The 13,002-nt window shown below is 72.2% G+C and carries 6 protein-coding genes, 2 pseudogenes and 1 riboswitch; of the genes and pseudogenes, 1 reads left to right on the top strand and 7 read right to left on the bottom strand.

Going from position 1 to position 13,002, the window contains the following annotated elements; genetic code table 11:
• Position 1: 1 nt before the first annotated feature.
• The 3 genes and pseudogenes from thiS to thiE all read right to left on the bottom strand — a co-directional run.
• A complete protein-coding gene (gene thiS, locus C6361_RS32725; RefSeq protein ID WP_107260853.1) occupies positions 2 to 202 on the bottom strand; it encodes a sulfur carrier protein ThiS in 201 nt (66 codons plus the stop codon).
• A 169-nt stretch (positions 203 to 371) separates the two neighbouring features.
• Positions 372 to 1,437, bottom strand: a pseudogene (thiO, locus tag C6361_RS32720) (glycine oxidase ThiO); the annotation flags it as partial.
• Positions 1,438 to 1,538: 101 nt separating this feature from the next.
• Positions 1,539 to 2,159, bottom strand: a pseudogene (thiE, locus tag C6361_RS32715) (thiamine phosphate synthase); the annotation flags it as partial.
• A riboswitch (TPP riboswitch) is annotated at positions 2,154 to 2,264 on the bottom strand. (Overlaps the previous pseudogene by 6 nt.)
• A 342-nt stretch (positions 2,265 to 2,606) precedes the next feature.
• Here thiE and C6361_RS32710 point away from each other — a divergent pair.
• On the top strand, positions 2,607 to 8,483 hold the full coding sequence (locus tag C6361_RS32710) for a ThuA domain-containing protein (RefSeq protein ID WP_234359155.1): 5,877 nt from the start codon (positions 2,607 to 2,609) through the stop codon (positions 8,481 to 8,483).
• A gap of 471 nt (positions 8,484 to 8,954) precedes the next feature.
• Here C6361_RS32710 and C6361_RS32700 read toward each other — a convergent pair whose 3' ends face one another.
• The 4 genes from C6361_RS32700 to C6361_RS32685 form a co-directional block, all read right to left on the bottom strand.
• Complete coding sequence (locus tag C6361_RS32700; protein ID WP_107270093.1) at positions 8,955 to 9,632, bottom strand: hemolysin III family protein; 678 nt, start codon at positions 9,630 to 9,632, stop codon at positions 8,955 to 8,957.
• Positions 9,633 to 9,702: 70 nt separating this feature from the next.
• Positions 9,703 to 11,541 (bottom strand): NHL domain-containing thioredoxin family protein, encoded by a 1,839-nt coding sequence (locus C6361_RS32695; protein ID WP_107270092.1) that lies wholly within the window; start codon positions 11,539 to 11,541, stop codon positions 9,703 to 9,705.
• A gap of 75 nt (positions 11,542 to 11,616) precedes the next feature.
• Complete coding sequence (locus C6361_RS32690) at positions 11,617 to 11,970, bottom strand: hypothetical protein (RefSeq protein ID WP_107270091.1); 354 nt, start codon at positions 11,968 to 11,970, stop codon at positions 11,617 to 11,619.
• A 229-nt stretch (positions 11,971 to 12,199) separates the two neighbouring features.
• Positions 12,200 to 12,985, bottom strand: a complete 786-nt coding sequence (locus C6361_RS32685) for a trans-aconitate 2-methyltransferase (protein ID WP_107270090.1) — start codon at positions 12,983 to 12,985, stop codon at positions 12,200 to 12,202.
• Between the last annotated feature and the right edge of the window lie 17 nt (positions 12,986 to 13,002).

Below are 13,002 nucleotides of genomic sequence, written 5' to 3'. Positions count from 1 at the left end.
GTCACCCGCCCTGCGCCGCGGTCAGCACCTCGACCCGGTCGCCGTCCCGGAGTTGCCGGGCCGGCCAGCCGCCGCGCGGCACCACCTCGCCGTTGACCGCGACCGCCACGCCCCGGTGTGCGCTGGTGATCCGCTGCACCAGCTCCGCCACGGTCAACTCGCCGGGCAGCCGCTCTTCGACTCCGTTCACGGTCAGCTCCACCGTGTCCTCCCCACCCTGGTCGTTCCGTCGTCCGGCCCCGGCCTCCCGCCGGGCACCGGCCCGTCACCTGCCTCCGCTCCCGCCTCGGCTTCCGCCTCCGCACCCGCTCCCGCTGGCGCCGCCCGCCCGACCCGAGTCGGCCCGGGCGGGACCGGGTCGGCGAACCGGGCCGGCGAGAGCGGTCCGAGCGCCGGATCCGGTACGCCGGTGGCCAGCAGGTCGGCGATCAGGTCGGCGGTGAGCGGGGTGAGCACGATGCCGTGCCGGAAGTGTCCGGCCGCGACCACCACGTCGGGCCGGTCCGGCAGCGGGCCGAGCAGCGGTGCGTTGTCCGGCGTACCGGGGCGCAGCCCGGAGCGCGCCTCGACCAGCTCGTACTCGCCGAGTTCCGGGAGCACGTCGGTGGCGGCGCGGAGCAGGTCGAGTACCGCTCCGGCGGTGACGCCGAGGTCGGCGCGCTCCTCCACGGTGGCCCCGACCACCACCTCGCCGTCGGTCCGGGGTACCAGGTAGACGTGCCGGCCGTCGGCGTGGCCCCGGATCACGTGCCGGAAGCCGGGCGCCGCGCCGCCGGGCGCGCGCAGCCGCAGGATCTGCCCCTTCACCGGCCGGACCGGCAGGCCGGTCAGCGCCGCCGTGCCGCAGCCGGCCGCGACGACCGTCGCCGCCGCGTCCAGTTCGGCGAGGTCCCGGACCGGTCGGGACAGCACCGTCACCCCGGCGCGTTCGACGGCGGCCCGCAGCGCGGTGACCAGCCGGCGCGGGTCGACCTGGTGGTCGCTGGCGGCGAGCGCGCCGCCGCGCAGCCGGGTGGCCAGCAGCGGTTCGCGGTCCCGCAGCTCCGCCGGCCGCAGCGGGGTCACCGGCAGCCCCAGGTCCCGCTGGTACGTCCAGAGCCGCTCCGCCTCGGCCAGGTCGTCGGAGGTGAGCGCGACGGTCAGCGTCCCCTCGGTCCGATAGCCCAGGTCCAGCCCGGTCGCTTCGGCGAGTTCGGCGGCGAAGGCCGGCCAGCGGGCAGCGGACTCGACCAGCAGTCCGGTCAGCGTCCGCTCGCCGAAGTAGCTCTCGGCGACCGGGGCGAGCATTCCGGCCGCGACGTCGGAGGCGCCGGAGCCGGGCGCGGGGTCGTGGAGGCTGACCCGCAGGCCCCGGGCGGCGCAGCGCCAGGCGACGGCGAGCCCGATCGGGCCGCCGCCGACCACCGCGACGTCCGCCGCCCGGTCCCCGCCTAGCATTCCCCCGCCCCCGCACCCGCGCCGGAGTGCGGGGAACCGCGCCGGGGGTCCCACCCCGGCGATGTTCCCCGTCCCGGATCGGGTGGGGGCGGATCGGTGCGCAGGGCGGTGAGGAGATCGGCGGTGGCCCGGGCCGGGTCGGCGGCGCCGGAGACGGCGCCGACCACGGCGACGCCGTACGCCCCGGCGGCGAGCAGTGCCGGCACCCGGTCGGCGGTGATCCCGCCGATCGCGATCACCGGTACCGGCACGGTCGAGGCGACCCGGCGGATTCCGTCCGGGCCGATCGGGGCGGGGAGTCCGTCCTTGGTGGAGGTGGCGTGGCAGGGGCCGACGCCGAGATAGCTGGCGCCGGCCGCGACCGCCGCCGCACCGGTCTCCGGGTCGCGGGCGGTCGCGCCGAGCACGGCGTCCGGGCCGAGCACCCGGCGGGCGGCGTCGACCGGCAGGTCGCGGGCACCGACGTGCCCACCGGCCGCGCCGATCGCGAGGGCGAGGTGCAGCCGGTCGTTGACCAGGCAGGACGCCCCGACGGCGGCACACCGGCGGGTCACCTCGGCGGCCAGCTCGTACGCCGTCCGGTCGTCGGTGTCGTCGGCCACCCGGACCTGTACGACGAGTTCGGGGCCGGCGACCGAGAGGGCGGCGTCGACCACCGCGAGCGGATCCCGCTGCCCGGGTCGGGTGTCGGTGATGAGGTGAAGTCGTCCGATGGATAGCACGGCAACGCTCCTCCCTGCGCCGGCATTACCCGGATCAGGTTCGACGGTCGGGGGCTCGACAGCCCCCCTCTCAGCCCGGTCCACCGGGCTCCCGTGGGTTACTTGTCGGCGAGCGTACGTGGCCGGTCACGGATCCGTAAAGGGCCGTGACCTATCGCATAGTGTCAGCGCTCGACCACGTACCGGGGTGCGAGGTGCCGTGACCGGCGCCCCGACGGATATGTCTGTCCTATCCGGATGATTCCACCTCGTTACGTAACCGTTACCTGAATTAACCTCACCGCCTTATTCCGGCCGCCCGGCAGGCGGCCCTAATTTGTTCAACCACAAGGCAGAATTCGATGGCCGGAGCTTCGGCGAGTTCCGGTCGTACCTCCACACCCCGTGGCGGTCTTCGGCGTACCGACCCGGGATCCCCCTGTCCTCACCGGACCAAGGAGATCCTCCGTGTCCAGCCCCGGCCGCTCCGGCGGCACCTCGCACCCTCCGCACCCCCATCGCAGATTCCGGCGCCGCCTGGTCGGCGCGACCGCGGCACTCCTGCTCGGCACGACCGCACTGGCCGGTACCCCCGCCTCGGCCGCCCCGGCGGTCCTGCCCCAGGCCCAGGCACCCGTCAAGAAGGCGCCGGCACTCGAACCGGCCGCCGAGGCGGAATCCTTCCGGGTGCTGGTCTTCTCCAAGACGGCCGGCTTCCGGCACGACTCCATCCCGGCCGGCATCGCCGCGATCCAGCAGCTCGGCACGGAGCACGGGTTCACCGTCGACGCCACCGAGGACGCGACGGCCTTCACCGACGCCAACCTCGGCAGGTACCAGGCGGTGATGTGGCTCTCCACCACCGGCGACGTACTGAACGCCGAGCAGCAGGCCGCCTTCGAGCGCTACATCAAGGCCGGCGGCGGATACGCGGGCGTACACGCCGCCTCGGACACCGAGTACGACTGGCCCTGGTACGGCGAGCTGGTCGGGGCGTACTTCGCCTCGCACCCGGCCAACCAGCAGGCCACAATCAAGGTCGAGGACCACGCGCACGAGTCCACGAAGGACCTCCCGGCGAAGTGGTCCCGGTACGACGAGTGGTACAACTTCCGCGACAACCCGCGCGGCGACGTACACGTGCTCGCCTCGCTGGACGAGACCAGCTACGCCCCCGGCGCCGGGGCGATGGGCCACGACCACCCGTTCGCCTGGTGCCAGGAGTACGACGGCGGCCGGGCCTGGTACACGGCCGGCGGCCACACCCAGCAGTCGTACGCCGAGCCGGAGTTCCTCGACCACCTGCTCGGCGGGATCCGGACCGCGGCCGGTGCGGTGGAGGCCGACTGCTCCGCCTCGCTGACCAGCAGCTTCGAGAAGATCACCCTGGACAGCAACACCAACAACCCGATGGAGCTGGACGTCGCCGCCGACGGGCGGGTCTTCTACATCGAACGCGACGGCCGGGTCCAGATCATCAAGCCGGAGACCGGCACCACGGTCACCGCCGCCGACCTCGACGTCTTCACCGGCAACGAGGACGGGCTGATCGGGATCCGGCTCGACCCGGACTTCGCCACCAACAGCTGGGTGTACCTCTACTACGCCCCGAACGGCGGGGCGGCCCGCAACTACCTGTCCCGGTTCACAGTGGTCGGTGACACCCTCGACCTGGCGAGCGAGAAGATCGTGCTCCAGGTGCCGACGCAGCGGAACACCTGCTGCCACGCGGGCGGCAGCATGGTCTTCGACAGCGCCGGCAACCTCTATCTGGCCACCGGCGACAACACCAACCCGTTCGAGTCGAATTCCTTCACCCCGATCGACGAGCGGCCGGGCCGGCAGGACTTCGACGCGCAGCGCAGCTCCGGCAACACCAACGACCTGCGCGGCAAGGTGCTCCGGATTCACCCGGAGGACGACGGGACGTACACCGTCCCGCAGGGGAACCTCTTCGCCCCGGGCACCGAGAAGACCCGGCCGGAGATCTACGCGATGGGCTTCCGGAACCCGTTCCGGATCGGCATCGACCCGAAGTCGGACACCCTCTATGTGGCGGACTACGGTCCGGACGCCGGGGCGGCGAACCCGAACCGTGGTCCGGAGGGGACGGTGGAGTGGAACGCCGTCGCCCAGCCCGGCAACTACGGCTGGCCGTACTGCCACGGCGCGAACTACGCCTACAACGACTACCAGTTCCCGTCCGGGCCGAGCGGGGCGAAGTTCGACTGCGCCGCGCCGGTGAACAACTCGCCGAACAACACCGGGCTGACCAACCTGCCCCCGGCGATCCCGGCCACCGTGGACTACGACTACGGCGGCAACCCGCTCTTCCCGGAGATCGGTGGCGGCGGTGCCCCGATGGGCGGCCCGGTCTACCGGTACGACCCGGCGAACCCGTCCGAGCGCAAGTGGCCGGCGTACTACGACGGCAAGGCGATGTTCGGCGAGTGGAACCAGAACAAGATGTACGCCTTCCAGGTCACCGACGACGGCAAGTCCCTTGTGGACATCAATCAGCTGCTCACCGGGATGACCTTCGTCCGGCCGATGGACTTCGAGTTCGGCCCGGACGGTGCGCTGTACCTGATCGAGTGGGGCAGCGGCTTCGGCGGCAACAACGACAACTCCGGGGTCTACCGGATCGAGTACATCGCCGGTGACCGGGCGCCGATCGCGGTCGCCACCGCGAACCCGACCTCCGGCCCGGCCCCGCTGACCGTGGCCTTCTCCAGCGAGGGCTCCCGGGACCCGGACGGCGGCCCGATCAGCTACGCCTGGACCTTCGGCGACGGCGGCACCTCGACCGAGCCGAACCCGACGCACACGTACCCGGCGGCCGGCAACTACACCGCCCAGCTCACCGTCACGGGCGACACCGGCCGGACGGCGGTGGCGAACGTACCGGTGACGGTCGGCAACACCGCCCCGACGGTGACCATCGAGTTCCCGCCGGACGGCGGGTTCTTCGACTGGGGCGACCAGGTGAAGTACACGGTCAGGGTGACCGACCCGGAGGACGGGACGATCGACTGCGACCGGGTGACCCTCCAGTACTACCTGGGTCACGACGAGCACGCCCACCCGCTCGACGACCAGACCGGCTGCACCGGCACCGTGCAGACCTCGCTCGCCTCCGGGCACGGCGCCGACGCCAACGTCTTCGCGGTCTTCGAGGCCAGCTACACCGACGGCGGCGGGGCCGGCGGGTCCAACGCGCTGACCGGCCGGGCGATCGAGCAGTTGCAGCCGAAGCGGAAGCAGGCGGAATACTTCGCGGCGACCGGCCGGGCGCCGGACGGCGTCGGCGGCGGTGACCCGGGCGTGCAGACCCAGGCCACCACCGACGTCGAGGGCGGCTTCCAGAACATCGGCTGGGTCGAGGACGGCGACTACTGGAGCTTCGACCCGACCAACCTGACCGGGATCACCGGGTTCCGGTTCCGGGCCTCCTCGGCCGGTGGCGGCGCCCGGATCGAGGTACGCTCCGGCGCGGCCGACGGCCCGGTGCTGGCCACCGCCACCGTGCCGGACACCGGCGGCTGGCAGACCTTCGCCAACGCCACGGTGGAGCTTTCCGCACCGAGCACCACCAGCGGGCCGCTCTTCTTCGTGGCGAAGAACCCGGTCGGGGCCACCGGCACGGGTGCGATCGTCAACGTCAACTGGGTCGACTTCCTCGGTCGCGGCGTCACCGACAACGCGCCGCCGACGGTGACCGCCACCGCCACCCCGAGCACCGGCACCGCGCCGGTCGCGGTGAGCTTCGACGGCACCGCCAGCGACGCCGAGGGCGACGACCCGCTGACGTACGCCTGGGACTTCGGGGACGGGGGCACGGCGGACACCCTGGACGCCACGCACACGTACACCGGCCCGGGGACGTTCACCGCGACCCTGACCGTGACGGACTCGCGCGGCGCGGCCGCGTACGCCACGGTGACGGTGAAGGTGGAGGCGCCGAACACCTCCTGCTTCGGGGCCCGCTCGGACGACTTCACCGGCGGCGAGCTGGACAAGGGCCGCTGGTCGACGGTGGTCCGGGAGAACCAGCTCTACGGGGTGCGGGGCGGCGCGCTCGTCCTGCCCACCTCGGTCGGCGACCTCTACGGCAGCCGCAACGACGCCACCAACGTCGTGCTGCAACCCGCGCCGGACGGTAGCTGGCAGGCCACCACCAAACTGAGCCTGGCGGCGGTCGAGAACTACCAGCAGGCCGGCCTGATCGTCTACGGCGACGACGACAACTACGCCAAGCTGGACCTGCTGTACAACGGCAGCCGGCGGGTCGAGTTCATCCGGGAGACCGCCGGCACCCCGCGCAACGAGGGCGGCGACTCGGCGGCCGCACCGGCCAGCGACACGATCCACCTGCGGCTGACCAGCGACGGAGTGAACCTGACCGCGGCCTTCTCGGCCGACGGGCAGACCTTCACCCCGGTCGGCCGGTCGGCGGCGCTGGCCGGCATCACTGACCCGAGGATCGGGCTGTTCGCGCTCAACGGCGGCACCGCCGCACCCGTGGTGGACGCCAGCTTCGACTGGTTCCAGGTCACCCCGGACGAGCCGGCCGGCGAGGTGACCCCGAACGACGAGTTCACCGGGACCAGCCTCGACAAGTGCCGGTGGGACGGGATCGTCCGGGAGGACCCGACGGGCTACCGGGTCGCCGACGGCGCGCTGCACATCGACGTGCCGAACGGTGACATCTACACCGGCAACAACACCGGGCCGACGAACTTCGTACTCCAGACCGCCCCCGAGGGGGACTGGACGATCCAGACGAGGGTCGACGGCAGCAAACTGGACGAGCAGTACCAGCAGGCCGGCCTGATCGTCTACGGCGACGACGACAACTACCTGAAGTTCGACTTCATCGCCGACAACCAGGTGGGGCAGCCGGTCAACCGGCGCATCGAGTTCCGCAGCGAGATCGCCGCGGCCGTGCAGGACCCGCAGCCGCAGGCGACGAACCTCACCGAGTCGGTGTGGCACCTGCGACTGGCGAGGTCGGGCGACACCTACACGGCGGCGTACTCGACCGACGGGGCGACCTGGACGGAGCTGGCGCCGCTGACCAACGCCGCCGTGGGTGCCACGCCGCGGATCGGCCTGTTCAGCCTCGGTGCGGCCCAGACCGCCTCGAAGACGGTCTCCTTCGACTACTTCCGGCTCAGCACGGAGACGGTCGACGAGGCCGCCCCGGTGACCACCGCCACCGTCTCGGGCACCCCGACCGGCGGCTGGCACACCGGCCCGGTGACGGTGACCCTCGCCGCCACCGACAACGCCGGGGGCAGCGGGGTGGCCCGCACCGAACACCAGCTCGACGACGCGACGACCTGGACGCCCTACGCCGGGCCGGTACTCGTCGCCGGGGACGGCCCGCACACCCTGCGGTTCCGTTCGGTGGACGAGGCGGGCAACGTCGAGGCGACGAAGTCGGTCGAGGTGAAGATCGACGCCACCGCGCCGGTCAGCACCGCCGCGTTCGCCCCGCCGACCGACGACGGCTGGCACGGCGGCACCATCCCGGTGACGCTGGCCTCGACCGACGCCGGTTCCGGGGTGGCCACACTGGAGTGGTCGCTCGACGGCGGCGCCTGGACGGCGTACACCGAGCCGGTGAACGTGACCGGGGACGGGCAGCACGAGCTGCTCTACCGGGCCACCGACGCGGCCGGCAACGCCGAGACGCTCAAGTCGGCGATCCTGAAGATCGACGGTGTGAAGCCGACCGTACTCGTCTCCGGGCTCGCCGACGGCCAGCTCTACGGCGACAGTCAGGACGTCCGGGTGAACTGGTCGGCGGTCGACCCGACCTCCGGAATCAAGGCCACGGTGGGCACGCTGGACGGTCGGCCGTACCATCCGAACACCCTCCAGGCGATGTACGAGCTGCCGCTCGGCCTGCACGAGCTGACCGTGACCGCGACGGACAGGGCCGGCAACGTGACGACCTCGACCGTACGGTTCTTCGTCACCACCTCGTTCCGGGACATGCAGCAGTTGCTGGACCGGTTCAAGGCGACGGGTCGGCTGTCGGCCAAGGGGCACAAGCAGTTGTCGAACAAGCTCGACACGGTCCGCCAGGCCGAGGCGAACGGCAACGACAACAGGGCGATCAACCAGCTCGGCCAGTTCAAGGCGCTCGCCGCCGACGCCGGGCTGGTCGCCGAGGCGGAGATCCGGGACGTACTGGTCCGGGACGCCGACGCGATGATCGTCCGGCTCGGTGGCAGTCCGAGCGCCTCCGGGGTCAGGGCCAACGACGGCAAGCCGGTGCAGGGCACCGGTCGGCTGGTCGAGGACCCGACCCGGGTGAAGCGGGGCGGAAGGCTCTGACCCGGAACGTTCCGCACCTTAGGTAGTCGCGGGGGCGGTCGGTCACCACCGGCCGCCCCCGCACCCCCCCCCCCCCCGCCCCCCCCCCCCCCCCCCCCCCCCCCCCCCCCCCCCCCCCCCCCCCCCCCCCCCCCCTCCCCCCCCCCCCCTCCCCCCCTCCCCCCCCCCCCCCCCCCCCCCACACCCCCCCCCCCCCCACCACCCACCACCCCCCCCCCCCAACAAACTAATTCCACACCACTCTATCCTACCCTCCATCAATCTCTATACGACCACGCACAGACACCCACACACACGCCCTCTTCACCACATGGACCCAAACAAGGACTCAGCAAGAAAGAGATCATGCGCTGCCTCAAGCGCTACATCGTCCGCGAGGTCCACACCGCCCTCCTCGCCGACTTCACCGCCCTCAACACCCCTTGACTTCCATAGGAGCATCCCCTCGCGGGCCGGCCGACCCGTGAGGGGTCAGGCGAACAGGGCGAAGTAGATCGCGACGTGGTGGCAGATCGCCGCGACCAGCGTGCAGGCGTGGAACAGTTCGTGGTGCCCGAAGACCGTGGGCCAGGGGTTGGGACGGCGCAGCGCGTAGCAGACGGCGCCGACGCTGTAGGCGGCGCCACCGGCGACCAGCAGCGCGAGTACGGTGACCCCGCCCCGGTCCAGGATGTCCGGCAGGACCGCGACGGCCACCCAGCCCAGGGCCAGATACAGCGGGGCGGAGACCCAGCGGGGCGCGTGCGGCCAGACCAGTTTCATCGCCACCCCGGCCACCGCGCCGCCCCAGACGATCAGCAGCAGGACCGCCGCGCTCTCCGCCGAGAGCAGCAGCAGGCAGAACGGCGTGTACGTACCGGCGATGAACACGAAGATCATCGAGTGGTCGAGCCGGCGCATCAGCCGGTAGCGCCGTTCGGACCAGACCCGCCGGTGGTAGAGCGCGCTGGTGCCGAAGAGGCCGCAGACCGTGACGCTGTAGACGAGGCAGCTCACCAGGGGCGTCCAGCCCGGCCGGGTGGCGGCGACCGCGCAGAGCACGACGCCGGCCACCACCGCGACGAAGAAGGCGTACGCGTGCAGCCAGCCTCGCATCCGCGGCTTGCCCAGGTCGACGGGGCGCAGTCGGATCGGGGCTGAGGTACTCACCCAACCAGGTTACGGCACCGTAGGTTACTCGGTGGTAGTGATCGGTCAGTGGTTCCGGTCACGTCCCCGGTCAGCTGTCCAGTCCACGCAGGACCAACGGCAGCCGGTGCACCCCGTCCGGGGTGATGCGCACCGGCACCCCCCAGTCCTGGCGGCTCAGGTGGCAGGCGGCGTGCTCGGCCTCGGCGTCACAGGTGGCGGCCTGCGCGACGACCTGGAGCACCCCGGAGTCGACCTGGTCGTTCAACACCAGCCGGCGGGAGAGCTCCGTGCTCACCCCGGCACCGTCGAGCAGCAGCTCGGGCGGGGAGGCGGAGACCTCCAGCCGGGTGGAGGGGCCGAACGAGGAGTCCAGCTTCTGCCCGGGCGGCGGCTCGAAGATGACGTCCAGGGTCAGCTCCCCGGCGGCGAGATCGGTCGGCGGGCGCTCCGCACGGTGCCGGCTCCCGGCGACCGTGCTGGCCCCGGCGGCGGAGAGGGCACCCGGCGCCAGCCGGCTCAGCCGGTGCGCGGCCGACTCGACCACCAGCACCTCGCCGTCCCCGGTCAGCAGCACGTCGCTCGGCTCGGCCAGCCCGGTGGCCACCGTCGAGACGGTCCCGGTCGCCGGGTCGAACCGCCGTACCGCGCCGTTGTAGGTGTCGGCCACCAGCACCGAGCCGTCCGGCAGCGCGCCGACCCCCAGCGGATGCTGGAACAGCGCCTGCTCGGCCGGGCCGTCCACGTGGCCGAAGTCGAAGAGTCCCTGCCCGACGGCGGTGTGCAACACCCCGTCGGCGACGAACCGCAGCGCGCTGGTCTCGCTGTCCGCGATCCACAGCCGACGGCCGTCGGCGGAGGTCGAGAGCCCCGACGGCTGGGCCATCCAGACGTCCGGCAGCGGCCCGTCCCGCAACGCCTCGACGGTGGTGCCGGCGTAGACGCCGACGGTCCGCCTGATCGGGTCGAACCACCAGAGCTGGTGGATGCCGGCCATCGCCACGATCACCCGGTCGTCGTACCAGGCGAGGTCCCAGGGGGAGGAGAGGTCGGCGGCGAGCGCGTCGTGCGCGTGGTCGTCCACCGTCGAGCGCCACTGCCGGCCGGAACCGGCCACCGTGGTCACCTCGCCGGTCGCCAGCCGTACGCCCCGGAGCAGGTGGTTCACGGTGTCCGCCACCACGATGTCGTAGCCGGCGACCTCGGCGGCGTGCTCGGGCAGCCGGCACACGCCCTGCGGCTCGGCGAACCGGGCCACCTCGGCCGGCCCGTCCGTCCGGCCCCGCTCGCCAGAGCCGATCCGGCGCAGCACCGTCTCGCCGTCCGGGGCCAGTTCCAGCAGCGAGTGCCGGGCCGAGTCCGAGACCAGCAGGTTCCCGCCAGCCAACTCGATTGCCTTGCCGGGGAACCGCAGCGCGGTCTCCGGCTCGGCCGGCGGCACGTACGGGCCCTCGCCCCGGTGCAGCGTGCCCTTCGCCTCGTGCGTGGCGATCAACTCGTCGAGCAGTCGGGAGAGCCCCTCGGCGTGGCCCTCACCGGCCATGGTGGCGACGACGTACCCCTGCGGGTCGACCACGTTCAGCGTCGGCCACGCCCTCGCGGCGTACTGCTGCCAGACCGCCATCTCGGCGTCGTCGAGTACCGGATGGGCGACGCCGTACCGCTCGACGGCGGCGGCCAGCGCCTCCGGGTCACGCTCGTGCTCGAACTTCGGCGAGTGCACCCCGATCACCACCAGGACGTCGCCGTACTTCTCCTCCAGCGGGCGCAGCTCGTCCAGCACGTGGAGGCAGTTGATGCAGCAGAAGGTCCAAAAGTCCAGAATGACTATCTTGCCGCGCAGGTCGTGCAGGGTCAGATCCGCTCCACCGGTGTTGAGCCACCGGCGGCCCCTCAGTTCGGGTGCGCGTACGCGGGGCGAAGTAGCCATACGGCAACCCTGCCATGCCATCGCCGGGACCGTCCCCGGGCCCCGGGCATTGTGGTACGCCGAACCGGCCGGCGGCTACGGCGAGGAGTTGACCCGTGGCCGTGCCCCGGCGGCCGGCCCGGCGGCGCCGGCCCGGCGGAGCATGTCGGCCAGCGCCTCCACCAGCGCACCGCCCTGCTCGACGGTGATGTGGAAGACCTGCCGGTCCTCGAAGTCGGCCCGGGCGAAGCGGATGAAGGGTCGCGGCCGGGGGTCGTCGACGTACTGCACGAGTTGGGCCGTGACCTCGACCGCCTGCCGGTCGTCCTGCGGATTGCAGTCGTACCACCGGCTGGCGTGGGTCGGCGGCGAGGCGTCGGGGTGGAGGCCGCGAAAGCTCGCGGTGCATTCGCCCGGGTCACACCAGCCCGGATGAGGATCGCTGCTCATCGGTGGCTCCTTGCGAACTGTCAGCATCTCGGATCCGGAAGTGCACAACTGTGGTGCCGAGGCATCCACTGTCACGCTGGGTGACTCGATGGTGTCCGCCGGCAGCGCCGGATAGACCCTATCCAATATGTGTTACACCATTCGGTCAGGTGTCTGGCAGATTGCCGGTAGTCGGCGCGGTCGACGGCGGCACGCCTCCGCCCCGATTCCGACCTTCTCCGGTACCCGCTCAACGCCGCCGCCGGCCGACGGTGGACAACGCCAGATTGCCCTTGACCCTCAGTTCCGGGACGAGCAGCAGCTGCCGGAAGGCGTCCAGGTCGGCCGCGGACATGCCCGCGTCGATCAGCTTCTGCCGGATCGCACCGGCGGTGCCCCACGGAAGCAGGCAGCCGTGGCTGCCGCCGGCCCAGGTCCCGGTGTACCCGACGGTGTCGCACTCCGTCAGACCCAGGTCGAGCATGGCGCCGTGCACCCGGCGGCTCCACTTCGAGCGGTTCCCGGCGTCCTGCAACGCGGCCTGGAAGGCGTCGTGGTAGGCGCCGAAGAGCCGGTCGGCCTCGTCGGGGTCCGGTGCGGCGAGCACGCTGGTACGCCAGGTCGCCTCGAACTCCTCGACGACCAGCACGCCGTCCGGGTTGAGCGCGTCGACGAGTTTCCCGAGCACGTCGAGCCGCTGCGGCAGGTGTCCGAGCAGCAGCCGGACGTGGATGAGGTCGAACATCCCGGGCAGCGGATCGGTCACCACGTCGTGCTCACGCAGGTCGACGCGCGGGTCCCGCTGGCAGGGGCGCAGGTCGACATCGGTGGCGATCACCTCGCCGCGCGGGGCCAGCCCGGCGATCGTCCGGGCGATGCCGCTCGCACCGACCGCCACCACCAGGCACCGGGCGTCCTCGGCTATCCCCGCCTCGCGCAGTCGCCGCTCGCTGAACGGGTCGTACATCCCCGCCAGCGCCCGGAGCATGACGTCGTTGTCGGTTTCCGCGTCCCGGAAGATGTAGGTGGTCGACACAGGTTCTCCTCGTGGTT

It is taken from the genome of Plantactinospora sp. BC1 (genome assembly GCF_003030345.1).
Classification (GTDB): domain Bacteria; phylum Actinomycetota; class Actinomycetes; order Mycobacteriales; family Micromonosporaceae; genus Plantactinospora.
The sequence above is the reverse complement of the archived record's forward strand: the minus strand, read 5'-3'. Positions and strand labels throughout refer to the sequence as shown.